Origin of the sequence: Brachybacterium hainanense (assembly GCF_042434575.1) — a bacterium.
Lineage (GTDB): Bacteria > Actinomycetota > Actinomycetes > Actinomycetales > Dermabacteraceae > Brachybacterium > Brachybacterium hainanense.
Genome location: NZ_JBHLSV010000013.1, coordinates 24,986 through 46,808 on the forward strand (window position 1 = coordinate 24,986; position 21,823 = coordinate 46,808).

Genomic DNA, 21,823 nt, shown 5'->3' on the forward strand with positions numbered 1-21,823 from the left:
GCGAAGTGCTGCGGACGATGACATGCACACGTGTGCACAGCAAGGCGTCCGCACGTCTTCGTGACCGCTTCGTGACATGCAGGCGCGGGTCGGGCCCCGTCGGACGGAGCCCGGCCCCGGCGGAGGCCCTCTACGTGATCCCCGTGCTCGCGATCCCCTGCACGAACTGCTTCTGGAAGACGAGGAACACCAGCAGGATCGGCAGCACCGTCACCGTCGCGACCGCCATCACTGCGCCCCACGGGGAGGCGAAGGCCGGGTTGTTCGTCAGGGTCGACAGGCCCACGGGGATCGTGAGGTTCTCGTTGCCCTGCAGCACGACCATCGGCCACAGGAAGTCGTTCCAGCGCGCCATGAACGCGAGGATCACGAGCACCCCCACCAGCGGCCCGCAGCTGGGCATGACCACGGAGAAGAAGGTGCGGATCTCTCCGGCGCCGTCCACCCGCGACGCCTCCAGCAGGGCGTCGGGGATGCCCAGCATGAACTGGCGGGCGATGAAGATCCCGACCACGTCGAAGGCCGTCGGCAGGATGACCGCCCAGGGTGAGTCGACCAGGCCGATCCTCGCGACCACCAGGAACGACGGGACGATCGTCACCTGGATCGGGGCCATGATCGTCAGCAGGGACGCCGCGTACAGCACCGTGCGACCGGTGAAGCGGAACTTCGCCAGCGCGTACCCGGCGCCGAGGGAGACCGCCACGCTGATCGCGGTGGTGATCGCCGAGATGAACAGCGAGTTGCCGATCCAGCGCCAGACCGGCTGGGTCTGGAACACCTCGGTGACGTTCGCGAGGGTCGGCTGGTCGGGCCACAGGGAGAAGCTCGCCGACGGGGACTGGCCGCCCGGGGTGAGGGCGGAGACCACCATCCAGTACAGCGGGAACATCATGAGCGCCGCGGGGATCTCCTGTCGTCCCCGCGACCGGATCGCCGTTCTCGTCCGGGCGGTGTCGCGGGGACGACAGGCGTTCTCGGGTCCCGCGCCGTGGTCCTCGGTCCTGTGGCGCGCGGCCCTGGGGCGTCGGCCCTTCAGGCCCCCGCGGGCCGCAGGGCCTCCGGGAGCAGGGCCGCATGGGCGGCGAGCAGCTCCTCGGTCATGGCGCGGGCCTGGTCGAGGGTGACGAGGGAGGCGGTCAGCGGGTCCAGGGCCACGGCGTGGTGCACGTTCTCGGCGTCGCCGGTCAGGGCGGCGCGCACGGCGAGGGTCTGCACGTTGACGTTGGTGCGGTTCAGCGCCGCGAGCTGCAGGGGGAGCTCCCCGATCGCGGTGGGCTGCACGCCGCGGGAGTCGACCAGGCACGGAACCTCGACGCAGGCATCGGCGGGGAGGTTCTCGATGAGGGAGCCGTGGTTGGGGACGTTGCCGTGCACGACGCTGGGGGTGCCGGTCACGATCGAGTTGATGATGCTCGCCCCGTACTCGACGGAGGGGGCGAGCTCCTCCTTCAGCTGTGCGAGCTGGGCGTCGATGTCGCCCTGGTCGTCGTGCCCGGAGCAGATCTCGAAGTAGTCCCAGCGCTCGGGGATGTAGGACTCGGCGAGCTCGGGGGTGCGCCGGAAGTAGGGAAGGTACTCCGAGGCGTGGTGGCTGGACTCGGTCTGGAAGTAGCCGAACGCGTCCATGATCGCGGTGCGGACCTGCTCGTTGCCGCCCTCGTAGACGTTCGCGCCCTCGGCGACCTCGGAATGGTCGCCGTCGTCGCCCGCGAGGCCTGCGGCGCCGCGCCCGCGCTGGTGGAGGCGGGACATGGTCTCGCGCAGCTGCGGGTAGAGGTCTTCCTGCCCTCGCATGAACTCGAGGATCCAGGCCTGGTGGTTGATGCCGGCGCAGCGGTAGGAGACCTCCTTGTAGGGGACGCCCAGGGTGCGCGCGAGCATGCGGGTGGTGCCCTGGACGCTGTGGCACAGGCCCACGGTGCGCAGGCCCTTGGCGTTCAGGTACGCGGTGGCCATGGCCATGGGGTTGGCGTAGTTGATGAAGGTCGCGTCGGGGCAGACCTCGAGGGCATCGGCCGCGATCGCGTCGTAGGCGGGCACGGAGCGCAGGAAGCGGAACACGCCGCCGGGGCCGACGGTGTCCCCGACGGTCTGGTCGATCCCGTACTTCCGGGGGATCTCGACGTCGTGGCGGTAGGAGTCGATGCCGCCCACCTGGAAGGTGATGATGACGACGTCCGCGCCGTCCAGGGCCGCGCGGCGGTCCCCGGTCTCGACGACGGTCGCCTCGAAGCCGTGGTGGGCGATGAGCTCGCGGGTGGCCCGGGCGACAGGGCCCAGCTTCTCGGGGCGGATGTCCATCAGGCGCAGCTCGGCGTCGCGCAGCGCGGGGAAGGAGAGGATGTCGCCGATCAGGCGGAAGGGGAACACGAAGCCGCCGGCGCCGATGATCGCGATCTTCGGTGCGGGCAGGAATCGGGGAGCGGAGGTCTCGGTCATGGCTCCACGGTAGGCAGTGCTGGAGCGGAGTTCTCGCGCATTCCTGCGGCGAACTTCCAGGATCCTCCGGTCCCGGGGCGGCGCCGGAAGCGCCCCGCGGCCGTGGAGCGGTCGTCGCGGGAGGGGCGGCGGGGAGATACTGGAGGGATGGAGAGCATGGACGGCGGCCCGGAGATGCTGCACATCGGCGCCGTCGCCGAGCGCACCGGCATGAGCCTGCGGACCCTGCGGCATTACGACGACGTCGGCCTCGTGTCCCCGTCCGCCCGGAGCGAGGGCGGGTTCCGGCTCTACACGGAGCCCGATGTCCAGCGCATCCTGCTCATCCGCCGGATGAAGCCTCTGGGCTACTCCCTCCAGCAGATGCGCGAGCTGCTCGAGGTCACCGGCGCCATGGCCATCCCGGGCGCGTCGGAGACCGCCCGTGACAGGCTGGCGGAGATCTCCCGGGAGGCGGCCCTGCGGCGCGAGCAGCTCGGGCGCCAGGTCGCGATGGCCGATGAGTTCCTCGCCCGCCTCGAGCAGCTCGCCGCTCCGGCGGAGGGTCCGCGGCCCGGCGCCTGAGCTGCGGGCCCGCGGACCGCTGTGACCGATCAGCCAGCGGACGCCCCTGCCTGCCCGACCAACTCTCCCGTAACGTGAGGGTTGCTTCTGCTTCCGCCCCTCCCCACCTCCCGAGGATCTCCGTGACCGCTGCCCCGACCGCCCCTGCCCATTCGCAGGCGCGCCCCATGACCGTGCGCGAGGCCCTGACCAGTCCCGCGCTCCTGCGCACCGAGGTCCTCGCGGGTCTGGTCGTCGCCCTCGCGATGATCCCCGAGGTGCTGTCCTTCTCCGCGCTGATCGGCGTGTCCCCGGCGGTGGGCCTGTTCACCGCGGCGCTCATGTGCCTGACGCTGTCGATCGTCGGCGGGCGTCCCGCCATGGTGACCGCTGCCGCGGGGGCGACCGCCCTCGTGGTCGCCCCCGTCTACCAGGAGCACGAGGCGGCCGCCGGGAACGGGCTCGACTATCTGGTCGCGACGGTGCTGCTCGCGGGCGCGCTCCAGGTGATCCTCGCGGTCCTCGGGGTCGCGAGGCTCATGCGGTTCATCCCCCGCTCGGTGATGACCGGCTTCGTCAACGCCCTCGCGATCCTCATCTTCGTCGCGCAGCTGCCGCATCTGCTGGGTCCGGGCGTCCCCTGGCTCGTATGGCCGCTGTGCATCGCCGGGATCGCCCTGCTGCTCATCGTCCCCCGGCTCACGACCGCGGTCCCCGCACCGCTGATCACCATCGTCGTCCTGACCCTCGTGGTGGTCCTCGCGCGCCTGGATGTGCCCGACGTCGCCGACCAGGGCGAGCTCCCCCGGTCGCTGCCGGACCTGTTCATCCCGGACGTCCCGCTCACCCTCGCGACCCTGCAGGAGATCTTCCCGTACGCGCTGGGGATGGCGCTCGTGGGCCTCATGGAGACGCTGCTGACGGCGAAGCTCGTCGACGACGTCACCGACACGCACTCCTCGAAGCCGAGGGAGGCCTTCGGGCAGGGGGTCGGCAACATCGTCGCCGGGCTCTTCGGTGGGCAGGGCGGCTGCGCGATGGTCGGGCAGACCGTCGTCTCCGTCAAGGACGCCCGTGCCCGTTCGCGCGTGTCGACCTTCCTGGCCGGCACCTTCCTGCTGATCCTCGTCGTCCTCGCGGGGGACGTCATCGGCCGCATCCCCATGGTCGCCCTCGCCGCGGTGATGATCATGGTGTGCGTGTCCACCGTGGACTGGCACAGCGTGCGCCCGTCGACCCTGCGCCGCATGCCGATCCCGGAGACCCTCGTCATGGTCGTGACCGTGGCCGCGACCGTCATCACCCACAACCTCGCGATCGGAGTGGGTCTCGGCGTGCTCGTCGCGATCGTGCTGTTCGCCCGCCGCGTCGCGCACCTGGTGAGGATCGAGCCCGTGTGGGAGAGGGGCATCGACGGCGACGGGACCGTGGACGTGCGTCGCTATCGCGTGTCCGGGCAGCTGTTCTTCGCCTCGAGCAACGATCTCGTCTACCAGTTCGACTACGCCGGGGACCCGCGCACCGTGATCATCGACCTGACCGATGCGGACGTATGGGACGCCTCGACCGTCGCGGCCCTCGACGCCGTGCAGGGCAAGTACCGCGATCGCGGCAAGGAGGCGCGGATCATCGGCCTCGACGGCGCGAGCGCGCAGCGCCTCGAACGGCTCTCGGGCAGGCTCGGGGCCTGAGCCGCGGATCCCTCCCGGCCGGCAGGGTGTGACCTGTTGCACACTCCTCGCCGGTCCGCCTAGGGTGACGGCATGGGGACACAGGGAAGCAGTCCGGTGCAGCGCCTCCAGATCATCGGCGTGAGCGTGGTCGGCGCGATCGCGGTGATCGCCTTCGTCCTCTCGCTCCTGATCGACGGCGGGACGGGGGACGCCCTGCGCACCGTCGCCGGGATCGCGGCGGCGATCTGCGCGGTGATCGGCGTGAGCTTCGCCCTGACCGGGGGGCGCTCCTGATGGATCCGCTCCTCCTCCTGCTCATCATGGTCGGAGCCCTGACGGTCCTGATCGCGCTCGTCGCGGTCGTCGTGGGGATCCGGAGCGGCTTCGACCGGCCCGCCGCGCGGATCCTGCTCCGCGTCGCGGGCGGCGGCGGCCTGCTCTGCGCCGTGCTCGGCGCGATGCTCGCGGTCTTCAGCGGGTAGTCGGGAGGGACCCGGGGCCGGCAGCGCTGGATAGGGTGCCTCTCATGCCCGTCATGCCCGCACCCTCGCTCGCGCCCGGGGACGGCGCCGCTCCCGGGGTCGTGACGGTCGAGGCCGCCCTGTGGTGCCGGCGCGGGGACCCGCCGCCGATGGAGTCCATGCACCGGCACAACGACGTGGAGATCAACGTGGTGGTCCGCGGGGAGCTCCACTACCTGTTCGCGGGGCGGCATCTGGTGGTGCGCGAGGGGCAGATCGCCGCCTTCTGGGCCGCCCAGCCCCATGGCCTGGTGCACTCCCGGCCCGGCGACGCCTGCTGGGTGCACGTGCCGCTCCAGGCCGTGCTCGGCTGGAACCTCCCGGAGGCGGAGATGGGCGCGATCGCCCGGATGGAGCCCCTGATCATCGAGGCCGGGACGATCGGGGAGCGCCTCGGGTCGATGGTCTCGCTGTGGGTCGAGGAGATCGAGGACCCGGCCACCGCCGGCATCGCCCTGCTCGAGATCCAGGCGACGCTGCGGCGCATCATCCGCGCGGCGGCCGCGCAGGGCCCGCGTCCGGAGGCCGGGGACCTTCCCCCCGGCCGGATCGGGCATGTGATGCGCATGGCGCAGTGCGTCGTGGACCGCTTCCGCGAGGAGCTCACGATCGCCGACGTCGCCGCCGCCGCGCACCTCGCCCCCTCGCATGCGATGACGATCTTCCGCGAGGCGCTCGGGGTGACGCTGGGGGAGTACATCACCATGTGCCGCGTCGCCGAGGCGCAGCGCCTGCTCCTGTCGACGTCGATGACCAGCACGGAGATCGCCGCCGAGGCGGGGTTCGGCTCCCTGTCCAGCTTCTACGCTCATGTCGGCGCCGCCTGCGGGATGACCCCGCGGCAGTACCGCCGGCAGGGCCGCTGAGCGGGCGCGGCCGGCGACCGCGCGTGGCGAGGGCCCGTCCGGGGCGGGCATCACGGCACCTTGACGGCGTCATAGGCAGCGACCGTCTACCGTGCGGGCGGCGGACACCCGTACGGTGATCGGCGGCGGCAGCGTGCCGCCTCGCCGCCGCGTCCCCGCCGCACGTCCCGTTCCAGGAGCCCTCCCCGCATGCCGACCCCGCCCGCCCCGCCCGCCTCCGCTCCTCGGGAGGCCGCCGAGCGGGCCCCTCTCCAGCGACGCACCCTGATCGTCCTCGCGGTGACGCAGGTGATCGGCACCATCGGGGTCGGTGTCGCGCCCAGCATCGGGATCCTCCTGGCGAGCGAGGTCACCGCCTCGGAGACGTGGGCGGGTCTGGCCCGCACCGCGAGCACCCTGGGCGCCGCGCTCGCCGGCCTGCCGCTGGGCATGCTCGCGGGTCGCTTCGGGCGGCGGTTCGCGCTCTCCTCGGGCTGGTGGACCGCCGCACTCGGAGCCGGCATCCTCGTGATCGCCGCGCAGGCGAGCCTCGTGGTGCCCCTGTTCCTGGGGCTGCTGCTGATCGGCGTCGGCTCCGCGGTCAGCCTGCAGGCCCGATTCGCCGCGACCGACCTCGCCGACCCCCGGCATCGAGGGCGCGCCCTCGCGCTCATCGTCTGGGTGGGCACCCTCGGCTCCGTGCTGGGTCCGAACCTGGGCCTCCCCGGCGGGGCCGTCGGCGCGGCCGTGGGCCTGTCCGTCTACGCCGCCGCCTTCCTCATCGCCGCGGTCGCCCTGTTCCTGGCGGGGACGCTCGTCTTCCTGCTGCTGCGCCCGGACCCGCTGCAGGTCCTCGCGGCCGATGCCCCCGCCGCCGCCCCGCCCGTCCCCGGCGCGGCGCGACCGGCCCGCGGAGAGCGGCTGCGGCTGCTCGTGTCCGAGCTGCGGGAGCGCCCGCGCGTGCGCTATGCGGTCCTCGCGATCCTCACCGCGCAGGCCGTCATGGCCTCGATCATGACGATGACGCCAGTGCACATCGTCCACGAGGGCGGCTCGGTGAACCTGGTCGGCGTGACGATCAGCCTGCACGTCGCGGGCATGTTCGCCTTCGCACCGCTGGTCGGGATGCTCGCCGACCGCTTCGGGCCGCGCGCGATCATCGGGGCGGGTGTCGGGATCCTCCTGATCTCCCTGGGGGTCGGCGCGGCGCTGTCCACCTCGACCGCGGGCGTGATCCTCGCCCTCATCCTGCTGGGTCTGGGGTGGTCGTTCGTGAACGTCTCCGCTTCCGCGCTCTTCACGGCCGCGGTGCCCGATGCGGTCCGTGCCTCCTCGCAGGGGGCGGTCGACGCCTCCGCGAACCTGGTGGCCGCGGTCGCGGCCTTCGCGGCCGGGCCCCTTCTGGCGGTGAGCAGCTTCCCGGTGCTCTCGATCATCGCGATCCTCGCCCTGGCGCCGCTCGCCGCGGCGACGCTGCGACATGGAACCGCGGGGGCCGGACGCGGCTGATCGCGCCTCCCGGCCTCCGTGGTGGTTACCCGGCGGTATGGCACGCTGGTCCCGGCCGTTCCCCAGCGGCCGTCCGCCTCACCGGCCGCCCCGGCCCCGCAGATCAGGAGTCATCGTGGACTCTCCCATCCCTCCCCGCACCCCCTCCGCCCCGGACCCGCGCACCCGCCACCGGCACGGCCGCTGGACCTTCTGCCTCGACGGCGACGAGATCAGCGAGATCGCCCGGGACGGCGTGGAGCTGCTGGAATCCCTGCGCCCCGCCCTGCGCGACCCGGAGTGGGGAGTCATGGTCCCCCGGATCCTCGCCGAGACCCTCGACGCCGCCCCGGGCGAGGCGGACGAGGACCCGCCGCTCGTCCGCACCCTCGAGGTCCGCTACGACGGTCCCGCCGGGCCCGCGCGCGCGACCGGCCAGCTGTGCGTCACCGAGGACGAGCTGCGCCTGCGCTGGACCCTCGATGCCGAGGCCGCCCTCCTCATCGCCCGGGCGGGCCTGACCGTCGGGCTCCCGCGCGAGGTCGCCGGGGAGGACGCCGTCGTCACGACCGTCGACGGGCACCGGCGCCCCCACCGCTTCCCCGAGCGGATCTCCCCGTGGCAGCCCCTGTTCGGGATCCGCGCCCTCGACCTCGACCGGGCCGGCGTGCGCGTCCGCCTGATGCTGCTCGGCGACGAGTTCGAGATGGAGGACCGGCGCAACTGGACCGAGGCGGGCTTCACGATCTACAGCCGTCCGCTCGAGCGCCCCGTCCCGTACCGGATCGACGCCGGTGGGCAGGTCGTGCAGGAGGTCGTCCTCCGCGCGTCCGCGGAGGCGGCCGCCCCCGGTCCGGCGGCAGGCGCCTCGGCATCCGCCGGGGCGCGGGACCTGGCGGCGCTGCTGGACGGTGCGGAGGCGGCCTGCCTCCCCAGCATCGGCCTCGGAGCGACCACCGCCGCCGAGGTGCCTGCCGCGCCCCTGCCGCGGCTCGCGGGGATCGACCATCTCCTGGTCGAGGTGAGCGAGCGCGACGACGTCCCCCGTGTGCTCGAGGCCGCGCTCGCCGAGTCCCGCGCCCTCGACGTCCCCGTCGACCTGCGCCTTGTCGGCGGGCCGGATCTCGACGTCGCCGGGGTCCTCGCGCAGGCCCAGGAGGCCGGCATCCTGGTGATGCGCGCCGCCGTCTTCGACGAGACCCTCCGCATCACCGTCCCGGAGCTGCACGCGCAGCTCCTCGCGGCGGCCGCCCCGGACGGGATCGAGGTCGCCGCGGGCGCCCGCACCCACTTCGCGGAGCTGAACCGGCAGGTCCACCGCGTGCCCGAGGCGGCCCTGCTCGCCGTGCCCAGCACCCCGCTCACGCACGGGACCGGGTCCTGGCGGACAGCCCGCAGCCTCGGCGCCCTCGGGGACGTGCTCGCCTCCGCCCGCGCTCTGCGGCCCGGGGCCCGCCTGCTCCTGGGCCCGGTCACGCCGCGTCCGGGCGGGAACGCCGGCGCCACCGAGGCCGAGCTCGGGGACCGCTCCGACCGGGAGGGCCGGGGCGCCCCTCCGACCCCGGGTGCCGATGACCCGCGGCTCGCCACGGACTGGGCGGCCGCGTGGATCGCGGGAGTCCTCGCCGAGGCCGCCGTCGCAGGCGTCGAGGACGTGAGCCTGCTCGAGGTCGCCGGTCCGCGCGGCATCGTCCGCGAGGACGGGGCGCTCACACCGGCCGGCGAGCTCATCGCCCGCCTCGCCCCGCTGCACGGACGTGCCGTCCGTGCGGTCCGCGGCCCTGGGGGTCCCGGGACCGCCCTCCTCGCCGTCGAGGGGCTCACGGTCCTCGCGAACGCCGGGGGTGCGCCCTGGGCCGTGCTCACCGAGGACGGAGAGGAGCTCCTCCTCGCGCCGGGCACGGTGCGCCTGCTGTCCTGACGCCCGCGGGGCGGCGGCTCAGAGACGCCGCCGCCTCCCGTGGCGCGGTGGACCGGCCGGGTCCCGGGCGGGATCCGGGGTCGATCCCGGACCGGGGGGACCGGCGGGCTCCTGCGTCCACATGGCCGATGCCGCCGCGTCCTCCGGCGTCGGGGGGAGGGTGCGGCTGCGATGCCGGTCGGACTGCTCCGCGGGAGGGGCGGTGCTCGCGAGGAGAGTGGCGATGCCGGTCGTGAGCGGGATCGCGAGCACCAGCCCGAGGGAGGCGATGAGCGTGCGGAACACCTCCGCCGCGATCTCGCCCGAGGTCAGGGTCGCGATGATCGACCGGTCGATCATCGAGGCCAGCAGCAGCACCGGCAGCGCCGAGCCGATGTAGGCGTAGGCGAGGGTGTAGACGGTCGAGGCGATGTGGTCCCGTCCGATCCGCATCGCCGAGGAGAAGATCTCCCGGCGGGTGCCCTCGGGCCGTGCCGCCCGCAGCTCCCAGACGGCCGATGCCTGGGTGATCGTCACGTCGTTGAGGGCGCCGAGCCCCGAGAGGATCACCCCGGCGAGGAACACCGCGGACAGGGAGAGGTCCGGGTGCATGCCGAGGAGCATCCCGGCGGTCTCGTCGTCGGCACCGGTCATCCCGGCGGGACGCCGGGTCGCGAGCGCGACGAGCACCGTGGTGACCACGCCGCCGAAGGTGCCGATCACGGCGGTCGTGGTGCGCAGCGAGATCCCGTGGGCGATGTACACGCTCGGGAAGATCATCGCCCCGGAGGCGACGAGCGCGACGGCGACCGGGTCCTGCCCGCCGAGGATCGCCGGGAGCATGAACCAGGCGACGATCCCCGCGCCGAAGGCGAGGCCGACCACCGCGCGCAGCCCGGCCCCGCGGGCGACGATCGCGACGACGACGAGGTAGGCGAGCAGCAGCAGGGCCAGCGGGACGGTGCGCTGATGGTCGAAGTACGAGTACGCGGTGCCCCCGGCCTCCTCGCCGGCGTCGATCGCCATCACCCGGATCCGGTCGCCCGGGGCCAGGTCGGCGAGCACCGCGGGGTACACCTCGACCGCGATGCTCCGCCCGTCCTCCCGGGTCGCGGTCACGGGGGCCACGGTCTCCGCGTCGAGGACCTCCGGGACCTCGACCACGACCACGTCCTCGAGCTCCACACCCGGGGCGAGCAGCGCGCTGCGCGGGGCGCCGGCGCCCGGCCACAGCAGGACGAGCCCGACGAGGGTGGAGACGAGGAGGACGAGGGTGAGCGCGATGATCGTCAGCCGTGAGCCGCGCGAGGCCGTCATCTGCGCGGAGCCGTCGGGATGATGTGAGTGACCGCTGCCCATGGCCTCGATCGTACGGGGAGGGTGCGAGCAGCCGGGGCGCCGGCGATGGCGGCGTGGACCCCGTCGCGACCGGGTCCGCCTTCCTCGTCGACGGGGCGTGATGCCGCACCGAGCGCGTTCAGCGCGGTGACGGAGCCGGAGGACCCGTCGGCGCGACGGCATCGATCCCGTCGCGCACCCAGGAGCCGTCCCGGCGCACGACCGTCGCGGCGAGCGGCAGCTGATGGGAGGCGCTCTCGAGGATGTGCATGAGGTACCCGGCAGTGTTCACGAAGGCGACCACGTCCCCGCGGGCCGCCCCCTGCGGCAGGCGCAGCCGGCGCCGCAGGATGAGCTCCTCCTCGATGCAGTACGCGCCGACGAGGAAGGCATCGGTCGCCGGCCCCGGCTCCCCGGCGGACGGCGGCCGCAGCCAGCGCGGGTCGAGCAGGACATCGGCCGAGGTCGAGCGGAGCTGGGTCCGGTTCATGTGCAGACCCACGAGCGGCCTGCCGTCGCTGGACTCCTTGCGGAACGCGACCTCGGCGAGGGTGAGACCGCAGCCGTCGAGCACGGAGCGACCCGGCTCGCAGCGCAGCTCGAGGCCGCGCTCGACCAGCAGCCGCGCCGGCGTCGTCCCCTCCACCTGTGCCGTGAGGACCTCCCGGATCCACGACCCGCGCACCGCCTCCTGCCAGAAGGGGTAGACCGCGGGGGAGGGACGGTCCCGGGCCGGGTCCACGAGCCCGAGGGCATCGCCCCTCCAGGTGACCTCGTCAGAGCGGGCGGCCGCGAGCGCCTCCCAGAACGTCCGCCACTGCGCCGCGTCCTCGAGATAGCGCATCGGGATCCCGCCGCCCATGTCGACGTAGTGCACGGGGTGCCCGGCCGCGCGCAGGGCATCGACCAGGCGGCACGCCTCCGCGAGCACGACGGAGCGCTCGGCCGCGCTGTACCCGTTCAGATGGAAGTGCACGCCGCCGATGCGCAGGCGTGCGGGCAGCTCGTCGAGGTGCTCGAGCCACACCTCGGGACGCAGCCCGAAGCGGGTCGGGGGGATGCGGGGATCCGCGGAGGCGATCCGCAGCGCGACCTCCGCCTCCGCTCCCGTCTCGGCGCAGATCCGGGCGAGGGCGGCGGTCTCGTCGAGGTTGTCGAGGCTGACCGCGGCGCCCGACGCTGCGGCGCGGGCGAGCAGGGCGTCGCTCTTCGTCGCGGCCGTGACGATGACGCGGTGCCCGGGAGCCCCGGCGCGCAGGGACTGCTCGAGCTCCGCGGGGGAGGCCACGTCCACGCCGGCTCCGCAGGCGAGGGCCTCCTCGACCACGGTCAGAGCCTTGTTCGCCTTCCGGGCGACGAAGACCTGCAGGTCCACCCCCTCCGAGGCCGCCGCGGTCACGAGCTCGTCGACGTTGCGGCGCAGCGGGGACAGGTCCAGGACGTTGACGGGCGAGCCGTGCTCCCGGATGAGCGCGGCGGCCTGCGCGGGATCGGACAGGAGATCCTCCATCCACGTCTCGGTGCGCGCGGTCAGGGGAGGCATGCCGGAGCAGGGGAGGGTCACGGGGTCATCCTCTCGTCGGGGTCGGTGCGTGAGTCCGCGCCAGGGCGGCCGCGCGGGCGGCGGCCCAGCGACGGCTGTCGTGATGCAGGGCCCGGTTCAGGGTGTCATGGCCGATCACCGGGTCCTCCGTGGGCCTCCCGAGGGCCGCGAGCCCCGCCACGGGCCGCCCCTCGGCGGTGAGGCAGGTGCCGTCCGGTGCGGTGAGGACCCCGCGCTCGCCGGGGCGGACGTGGACGTCTCCGCGGCGCAGCAGGCGGTCCCAGAGGGGATCCCCGCTCCGGGGCGGGCACGACGCATTCGTGAAAGGGCGAGGGAGCTCGAGGACCCCCGGCGGGGCGGTGACGGCCCAGATCTCCGGGGAGCCGGCAGCCGCCTCCCGCCCTGCGGCGAGCAGCCCTGCCTCGGCGAGGGCGAGCAGCTTCTGCGCCGTGCGGCGGGAGGGGCCGAAGGCCCAGCGCTCGAGCCGTGCCGCCCGGCGCCTCCAGACGGGCCAGGTGCGGGGCGAGCGGGGGCGGCGCTCGAGGGAGGCGATGATGTCCGCGTACCCCGCCGACCACACTCGCCCCCACCACCAGGCGAGATCCGTGCCGCCCCCCGGGCGGGCGCATGCGAGGCCATGCCGCAGCTGCTGCGCGAGATCCTCGCGGGACGCGGGGGCCTCGAGCCGGTCCAGCGCCTGGGCCGACGTGGCCCGGACCCCGTGCGCCCCCGCGAGCGCCGCCGTCGCCTCGGCGAGGACGCGCCACCAGTCCTCGTCCGCGTCCGCGCATCCGTGCAGCGCCGTCGTCGAGGCCCCGACCAGCTCCCGGACGAGGTCCTGGGGCCCATCGGGTTTCGGGAGCATGATCTCCCCGGATCTCGAGACCAGACGGATACGGGCGGGCTCGCGTCCCGAACGCACGTACTCCAGATCCGTGCCGGGCGCGGCGGTCCACCTGCCTCCGCGCCCCTCGGTCAGGTCCAGCACCACGTCGAAGCCGGTCAGCGCCGCGCCGATCACCGAGACCTCCGCGCCCGCCCCGAGCCGGTCCTCATCGGCGACCAGCCCGCCATGCGGCACACCGCCGGCGTCCGCGTGCCCGGTGCACAGCAGCACCTCGCGGCTGCGCACCGGGAGCGCGGGGCCGCGCAGCGGCTGCGCCTCCAGGAGCCAGGTGCCCGGCTCCGCCCTCCGCACCTCGGCGACCCGGGCGCGCAGGTGCTCGAGAGCGAGCCGCGGGGAGTCCCGGAGCCGCGCGAAGGCCCAGGCGAGATAGCGGCCGATGCGGGCCCGCGGCGGGAACGGATCCCTCGGGACGCCCGGCCGGGTCCGGCGCTCGAACTCCCGGAAGTCCTCCGGCACGGCGGGGCAGGACATGTCGACGATCCCGGCATCGACGTTCATCCGCAGGTGCGGGGGAAGGTCCGGGTCCCAGACCGCCCCGGCGCCCGGAGTCCCGGGGTCGATCACGATCACGCGCAGGGGAGCTGTCGTTCCGGCGGCGTGCAGCGCCGTGTCGAGATCCGCCAGGGCGGCCAGCGCCCGCGGCCCTCCGCCGACGACGGCGAGATCCCACCGGTACCGTCGCGCGGGGACGGGGGCGTCGACGGCCCGGCTCATCGGGCGAAGGGGTTCGCCCGGGACAGGGCGGCCTCGATGTCCCGGACCGGTCCGATCCGCTCCGCCGTCCAGGCGTCGTCGTAGACCGTCGGGTGGTAGGGCACCCCGCTGTCGTGCACGAGCATGGCGACTCGCGTCCCCGCAGGCAGCTCACCGATGTCGCGACCGACGGCGGCGACGATCGCCCCGGTGGACGCCCCGGCGAGGATCCCCTCGCGGCGCGCGAGCAGACGGCAGCCGATGATCATCTCCCGCTCCCCGATCCGGTGCACCGCGTCGGGGCGGGCGCGGCGGGACAGATCGGTGACGAAGCCGGCCCCCAGCCCCGGCAGCTGCCGAGGACCCGCGTCGCCGCCGAAGAGCACGGAGCCCTCCGCATCGACCGCGATCAGCTCCGTGGGCCAGCCGTGGCGGAGGATCGCCTGCTGGCAGCCGAGCACGGTTCCCGTCGTGCTGGTCGCCACGTACATCCGGTCCGGCGGGGCACCCAGCGCCGCGACGATCTCCGGCATCGTCGAGGACTCATGGGCGGCCGGGTTGTCCGGGCTGCCGTACTGGTCCGTCGTCGCCGATCCGGGGATCTGCGCCAGCAGGCTCCGCACGCGCGCGACCCGGGCCGCCAGCCGGTTCCCGTCCGGCGGGGTGGGGACGACGTCGACCTCCGCCCCGTAGGCGCGCATGGTCCGGACGGCCGCGCTGTTCGCTGTCTCGTCGACGACCGCGACGAACCGGTGGCCGGAGAGGGCACACTGGCGTGCGAGCGCCGTCCCGAGGTTCCCGGAGGTCGACTCGACGACGGTCCCGCCCGGGCCCAGCTCGCCGCGCTCTACGAGGCCGCGCAGAAGAGACGCCGCCGTCCGCTCCTTGGTGCTCCCCGTCATCTGCAGCAGATCGAGCTTCGCGATGATCCGCACCTGCGGGGACTCGGGGAAGAGGCGCTGCAGATGGGTCTGCGGGCTGCGGAAGAACCCGGTGTGCTCGTGCTGGTCGAGGAAGGAGGACGGCGTCCTCGGATCGTCGTGCATGGAACCCCTTTGCGTCCGCCCGCGGGACGGCGGCGAGACCCCGGATGGGGTTCGCGCACCTCGCGCCGATCTCCGGTCCTCTCGCCGGCGCCCACGGGTCCGGACACTGTAGCGGCTTCCGGAGGCCGGGCACCTGCCACGTGGTCGGTCGTGCGGCGAGGCCGGCTCACGCTCGCGGCAGGACTCCCGAACGCCAGATGAGCGCGCTGATCGCCCAGCAGGTCAGAGCGATCCCGAACACCGGGATCAGTCCCGGGATGCGTCCCAGCAGCCACACGCTCGCCGCGAGCACGGCCCCGATCGACAGCGTCAGCGCGGGGCGCGACAGGAGCAGCAGCATCGCCATCCGCCACAGCCGGGGAAGCGGGTCGGCGAAATGCGCGGCGAGCGGCCAGATGGTCGCGCTCAGCAGCAGCGTCGCCACGGTGAGCGCCACGACCAGGCCGCTCACCAGCGGTGTCGCTGCGCCGACTCCGGCGAGGACGACGGCGCGGTCCGCCGCGAGGAGCCCCCACAGCAGGACGAGGACGAGGCCGATGGTGTTGGCGCGCACCAGCTCGGTCCGCCACGCGGACCAGAACTCGTGCCACAGCCCCGGGCGCGACGGAGGCAGCCGGTCCTCGCGCTCGAGGGCGGCCTCGTGCTGATCGGAGCGCAGCACGGCATGCAGCGCCGCGGTCGCCGGGAACACGCCGACGACCACGCCGCCCGCGAGAGTCCCGAGCACCCACAGCAGATGCAGCAGGAACAGGCGCAGGCCCAGCTCCCCGGCACGCACGTGCCACCGGACCAGACCGCCCAGCCGTGGACCGCTCCCGCCGGGTGCCGCAGCCGCGCTCGGGGCCCGCTCCGCCGCCGGAAGGGTGCTCATCAGCCCTTCACCGATCCGATCATGACGCCCTTCTCGAAGTACTTCTGCAGGAAGGGGTATAGGATGATGACCGGCAGGGTCGAGACGATGATGACGCCGTACTTGATCTGGTCCGCGTACTGCTGCCCGTAGGCGCCGCCGCTGCCGCCCGCGCCCCCGGCGCCGCCGGAGAACGCCTGGTTGGACAGGAGGATGTCCCGCAGGACGATTTGCAGCGGCTGCTTGTCGTAGTCGCGCACGAAGATCAGGCCGGTGAAGAAGTCGTTCCAGTGCTGCACCAGGTAGTACAGGCCGATGACGGAGATGAGCGCCTTGGACAGCGGCAGCGCGATGGTGAGGAAGAAGCGGAAGTAGTCGACTCCGTCGAGCATCGCCGCCTCGAACAGCTCCTCGGGGAGGGAGGCCTCGAAGAACGACCGGGCGATGATGAGGTTGAAGACGTTCACGGCCGAGGGGAGGATGAACACCAGCCAGTTGTCCAGCAGTCCCAGGTCCTTGTACAGCAGGTACGTGGGGATGAGGCCGCCGCTGAAGAACATCGTGAAGGCCAGGCCCAGCATGATCGGCCGGCGGGGCCGGAACTCGCGCCGCGAGAGCGCATAGGCCGCCGGCAGCGTGACCGCGAGGTTCAGGGCCGTGCCCACGATCGAGTAGATCAGCGTGTTGCGGTAGCCCGTCCAGATGCGGGAGTCGGCGAGGATCTGCTCGTAGCCGAACAGGCTGATGCCCTTCGGCAGGAAGGCGACGCGGCCGGTGGCGACCGCGGTCGGGTCGCTGATCGAGGCGATGGCGACGAAGTAGATCGGGTACAGCGTCGCGAACAGGACGCCCGCGCAGATCAGGGTGACGATGATGGCGAAGGGGATGTCGCTGCGGGAGAGGGCGATCCGGCGGCGTCGCGGCGGGGCGGGCGCGGTGGAGGTCGTGGCGGACATGGGGATCTCCTTCACCACAGGGACGTGTCGGAGGCGCGCTTGGCGATCTGGTTCGCCAGCACGAGGAATCCGAAGTTGATGACGGTGTTGAACAGGCCGATCGCCGTCGAGTAGCTGAACTGGCTGGAGAGGATGCCGATCTTGTAGGTGTAGGTCGAGATGACCTCCGAGACGGGCAGGTTCAGCGTGTTCTGCATGAGGAACACCTTCTCGAAGCCGGTGTTGAGCACGCCGCCCATGTTGAGGATCAGCAGGATGACCATCGTCGGCACCAGCGCGGGGATGTCCACGTGGCGGATGATCTGCAGCTTCGAGGCGCCGTCGATCTTCGCCGCCTCGTACAGGTGCGTGGACACGCCCGCGAGGGCCGCGAGGTAGATGATCGAGTTCCAGCCCGTGTGCTGCCAGACCTCGCTGATCACGTACACCGGCACGAACGTCGAGGTGGAGCCCAGGAAGTTCACGCCGTCGATCCCGAAGAACGCGAGGACGCGGGTGATGAGACCGCTGGTGGGGGAGAGGAACACCTGCAGCATGCCGACGATCACGACGATCGAGATGAAGTGCGGCAGGTAGGTGATCGTCTGGACGGCGCGCTTGATGCGGCTGCGCAGGATCTGGTTGATGACCAGCGCCAGGAGGATCGGGGTGATGAAACCCAGCACCAGCGTCGCCATCGAGATGACGACGGTGTTGCGCATGAGGTCCCAGAACAGCGGGGACTCGAAGAACTGGATGAAGTACTTCAGCCCCACCCACTTCCCGCCGGTGAGCCCGGCGGTGAAGTCGAACTCGCGGAACGCCAGCTGGATCCCGTACATCGGCACGTACGCGAACACGATGACGAAGCCGAGCGCGGGGGCGAGCATCGCCCACAGCTGCCAGTAGCGGGCCACGTGCCGGCGCAGCCGGGCGCCCCGGCCTGCGGCGGGCACGGTCGACGGGGCGGTGTCGGCCGCCGGGACGGGGGTGTCGGTGCGGACGCTCATGGCGATCCCTCCTGCCGGGTCATGGCGGCTCAGCCCTTCGAGGCCATGTAGTCGTCGTAGTACTTCTGCATGGTGGCGATGTTCTGATCGACCCCGGACTCCTGGCAGGTGGCGAGGTAGGCGTCCCAGTCCGTATCGATGCTGCTGCCGCCGGTGATCCACTCCGCGAACTTGGTCATCGTGGTGTTCATGAGGGTCGTGTTGACCAGGGACATGGCGTTGAGGTCCTCGGCGCTCATCTTGATGAACAGGCCGGGGTAGACGTCCGCCTCGAGGTCCATGTTGTCGATGCCCTCCTGAAGCGGCACCGATTCGTCGATGGCCTCCTGCAGATCGGTGGGCAGCTCGACCTCGATGTCGTCGCGGATCCACATCGGGCCGTTGTCGGCGAGGGTCGAGGTCCACTTCCAGGTCGAGGGGTCGGTGCCGTCGGCCGCGGGCAGGACCTTGTACGAGGAGTCGCCCGTCTTCTCGATGTTGGGGCCGATGTCCCCGAAGAGCACCTGGATCGACATGTCCTGGTCGTAGAAGGCGTTGATGGCCTTCAGAGCCGCCTCCTTGTTCTTCGACGTTGCCGAGAGCACCACCTGGTTGCCGGGGAAGTTCTCGCCGTACTGGTCGAAGGACCAGGTCACGGGCTCGGACTGGTCGGCGGAGGACTTCAGCACGGGCATCGCCTCGTACTGCTCGGCGATGTCGGGGCCGAAGCGGTCCGAACGCGTCCAGCCCCAGGTGAACCCGACGGTCGCCGTGCCGTCGCCCGGGCCGCGGCCCACCGACTGGTAGGCGGAGTAGTCCTGGGTCATGACCTCGCCGGAGATCAGACCGGCCTCCTGGCAGCGGGCGAGGAAGGCGACGACCTCCTTGTAGCGCTCGTCCATCATGAAGTTGCCGACCGTGCCGTCCTGCAGGAAGTAGCCCTGGCCTCCGCCGCCGCTGATGGGCAGGCCGGTCGAGCCGAGCAGGAGGATCGCCTGGAAGTAGCCGAAGCCGCCGGTGCCCACGGGGCTCCAGTCCATCGGGATGACGGCCTGGCCGGTGCCGGTGGGGTCGCCGTCCTTGAAGGCGACCAGCACGTCGAACAGCTCGTCCCAGGTGGTGGGCATCGCCAGGCCCAGGGCGTCCAGCCACCGGCGGTTGATGTACTGGTGCTGGACGGTCGGCGGCCAGAAGCGCTTGTAGCCGGGGATCGAGTAGATCTCCCCGCCGGCCTGCGTGGCCAGCGCCTTCAGCTCGGGCTTCGCCTCGAACATGGCCTGCACGTTGGGCAGGGACGGGAGGTCCTCGGCGAGGTCCTGGAAGAGCGTGGCGTAGGTGGCGAGGTCCGAGTCGTTGATGGCCTGGGTGCCGACGATGAGGTCGGGGACGTCGCCCGCGGCGAGCATGGTCGACTTCTTCTGGTCCCAGTCGGCGGAGACCTCCTCCCAGACGATGGGGATGCCGGCGGCCTCCTCGAGCTGCTTCGTCCAGGCCATCTCGGCCATGGGCTTGGTCAGGGCGTGCTTGGTCACGAGGATCCGCAGCTCGCCCTCCTTCGAGCTGGCGTTGCCGCCGCCGCAGGCGGTCAGGCCCAGGGTGCTGCCGACGGCCGCGGTCGCGGCGAGGCCGCCGAGGACGCCGCGGCGGCTGGGGCGGAACCGGGCAGGGATGGGTGCGGTGAAGGACATCGTCGTCTCCTGATGGGGGCCGGTCTGCGGCCGATGGGTGCTGAGGCGGGAGCCTCGGTCTGCGGGATGATCTGCGGTGATGCTGTCCTGCGGAAGGCGGCGCCGGGTCGGCGTCGGATGCTGCGGGTCGTCGGGAACGGTGGGGCGGAGGGGGTCGGGCCCGCCCCGCCGGACCCGGCGGGGTGCCAGGCCGGCGGCGGGGTGCCGCCGTCGGCGAGGCGGTCAGTCGGCGGTGGGGATCCAGATGCGCATCGCGCCGGGGCCCCGGTTGCCCCAGGTCGCGAAGGGGACGGCGGTGACGGTGGCGGTCTCGCCCGCCGCGTCGCCCGTCGGGGCCGATGCGGTCCGGATCAGCGGCCCCCGGTCGGCGCGGACCTGCACGGGGATGTGCAGGTCCGGGGCGCCGGGAGCTGCGGCCCGGGGGGCGCCCTCGGTCGTGGCAGCGGCGCCGGAGTGCGCCCGGGCGTCGGCCGGGGCCTCCTGGACCTGCGCGCCGCGTGCGACGGTGACGTCGTCGACCTCGAGCCCGGGGGGCATGTCGATCTGCTCGAGGCAGTAGACGATCGGCCCGCGCTCGAGGGCGAGGCAGCCCCGCGTGGCGTCCACCCGCGGATGGTTCGCGGTCCAGCGGGGGGTCATGTCCAGGGTGATGCGGGCCGAGCGCGCTTCGCCGGCCTCGAGCTCCACGTATTCCCCGGTGACCTCCCGAGACCGGCCGTCGGCCGTGGTCACCTCGGCCGTGCCGGCCCAGCCGGGGATGCGCACGGCGATCCGGGCACCGGGGGCGAGGTCGCCGTCCAGGCGCAGGTGGACGGCGCCGTCGGCGGGGTACTGCGTGTCCACGTGCAGCGTGCCCGAGCCGATCTGCGCGGGCAGGTCGATCTGCGCCGCGGCCAGCTGGAGCACCTCGAGCGCGGGGCCCTCGCCGTTGCGGGCGGGGCGCACGGCGGCGACGTAGCTGCTGATCTGCGCGACCAGCCGGGCGATGTTCGGCGGGCAGCAGGCGCAGGAGTACCACTCCTGGCGCTCGGCCGGGGCGTTCTCCTCGGAGAAGCGGTCGGGGCGGCGCTGCATGGGGTTGGAGTAGAAGAACCGGCGCCCGGTCCCGTCCACCGAGGCCGCGAGCGCGTTGTGGATCTCGCGCTCGATGACGTCGGCATGGCGGGGGTCGTGCTCGGCGAGGCTCAGGCGCCAGGTCCAGTGGAGATCGGCGATGGTCGCGCAGGTCTCGGCGTAGGCGCGGTCGCTGGGCAGCTCGTAGTCGTTGCCGAAGGACTCGTCGCGATGGCGGGAGCCGAAGGCGCCCGAGAGGTACATCTTGCGCTCGTGGACGCGGTCCCACTGCTCGCGCATGACCTGCCCGAGAGCCTCCTCGCCGGTCTCGAGCCACAGGTCGGTCACGCCCGCGTTCAGGTACAGCTGACGCACGGCGTGGCCGGTCGGGTCGACGGCCTCGCGCACCGGCAGATGGTCCTGGTAGTAGTGGTGCCCGAAGCCCTCGTCGGGCAGGATGTCGCGGCCGCGCTGATCGACCATGTGCTGCGCCAGGCGCAGGAAGCGCTCCTCGCCGGTGTGACGGAACAGCTCCACGAGCGCGGTCTCGATCTCGGGGTGGCCGTCGATGCCGTCCTCCCGTCCGGGGCCGAAGCGCCGCTCGACCAGGTCGACGTACCGGATCGCGGCCTCGAGCAGGTCCTCCCGGTCGGCTGCCCGGTCCAGGGCGATCGCGGCCTGCAGCCAGTGGCCCAGCACGTACAGCTCATGCGTCCAATGCATCTGCGAGAAGCGGCGCTCGGGGTGGTCGGCCTGGATCTGGGTGTGCAGGTAGCCGGTGGGCTCCTGCACCCGCTGGACCAGGGCGATCATCTCGTCGAGCCAGGCGTCGTGCTCGGTGGTGCCGCTGCGGCCGATCTCCCAGGCCACCGCCTCTATCACCTTGAACAGGTCGGAGTCCGCGAAGACGAATCCGCGATGCGGGGCGCCGGATTCGCCGACGACCCGGCGGAAGTTGTCGATCACGCCGGAGGCCTCCAGCTGCGCGATGCAGTGGGGGATGGTCACCGCGGCGTTCCGCTCCTGCCAGGCGCCGAGGGGGCTGGACGCCTCCAGGCGGACGGCGCGCAGGTCCAGCGGGAGGAGGTGACGGTCGGCGCGGCCGGGGCGCGGCAGGGCCGGGGCGACGCGGGGGCTGCCGACGCCGACGGGGGCTGTGGACGGGGTCCGGTCGGCGCCCGCGGGGACGGCGTGGAGGGGATGAGCGGTCAACGGTGACTCCTCGGATGGGGTGACGACCGTCATCCTGCGCGAGGCGATTAAGCGTTGTCAACAGCGGTCACAACGATGGAACGCCCCGATGCCGGATCGTGACCCTGCCGCGGCGCAGCGGAACGGCCGGTGCATGGCGGGAGGGAGAGGCGGCCGT

18 protein-coding genes are annotated in these 21,823 nt (G+C 72.8%); 7 read left to right on the forward strand and 11 right to left on the reverse strand.

Translation table 11 applies throughout. From position 1 onward, the window contains the following. Positions 1–130: 130 nt before the first annotated feature. Both ACFFF6_RS11620 and melA read right to left on the reverse strand, forming a co-directional pair. Positions 131–895: a carbohydrate ABC transporter permease gene (locus tag ACFFF6_RS11620; RefSeq protein ID WP_376980856.1), complete on the reverse strand. Its 765-nt coding sequence runs from the start codon at positions 893–895 to the stop codon at positions 131–133. A 140-nt stretch (positions 896–1,035) separates the two neighbouring features. Continuing rightward, positions 1,036–2,442, reverse strand: a complete 1,407-nt coding sequence (gene melA, locus ACFFF6_RS11625) for an alpha-galactosidase (RefSeq protein WP_376980857.1) — start codon at positions 2,440–2,442, stop codon at positions 1,036–1,038. Between the two features lie 147 nt (positions 2,443–2,589). Between melA and ACFFF6_RS11630 the strand changes: the two genes are divergently transcribed. The 7 genes from ACFFF6_RS11630 to ACFFF6_RS11660 all read left to right on the forward strand — a co-directional run bounded on the left by ACFFF6_RS11630 (position 2,590) and on the right by ACFFF6_RS11660 (position 9,433). Beyond that, positions 2,590–3,006, forward strand: coding sequence for a MerR family transcriptional regulator (locus tag ACFFF6_RS11630; RefSeq protein WP_376980859.1), 417 nt, complete (start codon positions 2,590–2,592; stop codon positions 3,004–3,006). A gap of 167 nt (positions 3,007–3,173) precedes the next feature. Continuing rightward, positions 3,174–4,676, forward strand: a complete 1,503-nt coding sequence (locus ACFFF6_RS11635) for a SulP family inorganic anion transporter (RefSeq protein WP_376980985.1) — start codon at positions 3,174–3,176, stop codon at positions 4,674–4,676. A gap of 72 nt (positions 4,677–4,748) precedes the next feature. Further along, complete coding sequence (locus ACFFF6_RS11640) at positions 4,749–4,952, forward strand: hypothetical protein (protein WP_376980861.1); 204 nt, start codon at positions 4,749–4,751, stop codon at positions 4,950–4,952. Next, entirely contained in the window at positions 4,952–5,140 is a 189-nt protein-coding gene (locus tag ACFFF6_RS11645) for a hypothetical protein (RefSeq protein WP_376980863.1), read from the forward strand. Before ACFFF6_RS11640 ends, ACFFF6_RS11645 begins: the two co-directional genes overlap by 1 nt. A 53-nt stretch (positions 5,141–5,193) precedes the next feature. Continuing rightward, positions 5,194–6,045 (forward strand): helix-turn-helix domain-containing protein, encoded by an 852-nt coding sequence (locus ACFFF6_RS11650; protein ID WP_376980865.1) that lies wholly within the window; start codon positions 5,194–5,196, stop codon positions 6,043–6,045. A gap of 189 nt (positions 6,046–6,234) precedes the next feature. After that, positions 6,235–7,533 carry an MFS transporter gene (locus ACFFF6_RS11655; protein WP_376980867.1) on the forward strand — a complete coding sequence of 433 codons (1,299 nt, stop codon included), beginning with the start codon at positions 6,235–6,237 and terminating at the stop codon, positions 7,531–7,533. A 115-nt stretch (positions 7,534–7,648) separates the two neighbouring features. Beyond that, a complete protein-coding gene (locus ACFFF6_RS11660) occupies positions 7,649–9,433 on the forward strand; it encodes a D-apionate lactonase family protein (protein WP_376980869.1) in 1,785 nt (594 codons plus the stop codon). Between the two features lie 18 nt (positions 9,434–9,451). Here ACFFF6_RS11660 and ACFFF6_RS11665 read toward each other — a convergent pair whose 3' ends face one another. From ACFFF6_RS11665 to ACFFF6_RS11705, 9 genes are all read right to left on the reverse strand, one after another. Next, on the reverse strand, positions 9,452–10,771 hold the full coding sequence (locus ACFFF6_RS11665; protein ID WP_376980871.1) for a YibE/F family protein: 1,320 nt from the start codon (positions 10,769–10,771) through the stop codon (positions 9,452–9,454). Between the two features lie 118 nt (positions 10,772–10,889). Continuing rightward, entirely contained in the window at positions 10,890–12,314 is a 1,425-nt protein-coding gene (locus tag ACFFF6_RS11670; RefSeq protein ID WP_376980873.1) for an alanine racemase, read from the reverse strand. Positions 12,315–12,318: 4 nt separating this feature from the next. Continuing rightward, the gene (locus tag ACFFF6_RS11675) at positions 12,319–13,914 is read right to left on the reverse strand and encodes an FAD/NAD(P)-binding protein (protein WP_376980875.1); all 1,596 of its coding nucleotides are present in this window, start codon (positions 13,912–13,914) and stop codon (positions 12,319–12,321) included. Further along, positions 13,911–14,939: a pyridoxal-phosphate dependent enzyme gene (locus ACFFF6_RS11680; RefSeq protein WP_376980877.1), complete on the reverse strand. Its 1,029-nt coding sequence runs from the start codon at positions 14,937–14,939 to the stop codon at positions 13,911–13,913. Before ACFFF6_RS11680 ends, ACFFF6_RS11675 begins: the two co-directional genes overlap by 4 nt. A gap of 166 nt (positions 14,940–15,105) precedes the next feature. Next, the gene (locus ACFFF6_RS11685) at positions 15,106–15,810 is read right to left on the reverse strand and encodes a YesL family protein (protein ID WP_376980878.1); all 705 of its coding nucleotides are present in this window, start codon (positions 15,808–15,810) and stop codon (positions 15,106–15,108) included. Beyond that, positions 15,810–16,745, reverse strand: a complete 936-nt coding sequence (locus ACFFF6_RS11690; RefSeq protein ID WP_376980880.1) for a carbohydrate ABC transporter permease — start codon at positions 16,743–16,745, stop codon at positions 15,810–15,812. Before ACFFF6_RS11690 ends, ACFFF6_RS11685 begins: the two co-directional genes overlap by 1 nt. Before the next feature lie 11 nt (positions 16,746–16,756). Continuing rightward, a complete protein-coding gene (locus tag ACFFF6_RS11695; RefSeq protein WP_376980882.1) occupies positions 16,757–17,734 on the reverse strand; it encodes an ABC transporter permease in 978 nt (325 codons plus the stop codon). Between the two features lie 29 nt (positions 17,735–17,763). Next, positions 17,764–19,401: a type 2 periplasmic-binding domain-containing protein gene (locus tag ACFFF6_RS11700; protein WP_376980884.1), complete on the reverse strand. Its 1,638-nt coding sequence runs from the start codon at positions 19,399–19,401 to the stop codon at positions 17,764–17,766. 222 nt (positions 19,402–19,623) lie between these two features. Then, positions 19,624–21,666 carry a glycoside hydrolase family 127 protein gene (locus ACFFF6_RS11705; RefSeq protein WP_376980886.1) on the reverse strand — a complete coding sequence of 681 codons (2,043 nt, stop codon included), beginning with the start codon at positions 21,664–21,666 and terminating at the stop codon, positions 19,624–19,626. Positions 21,667–21,823 lie beyond the last annotated feature (157 nt).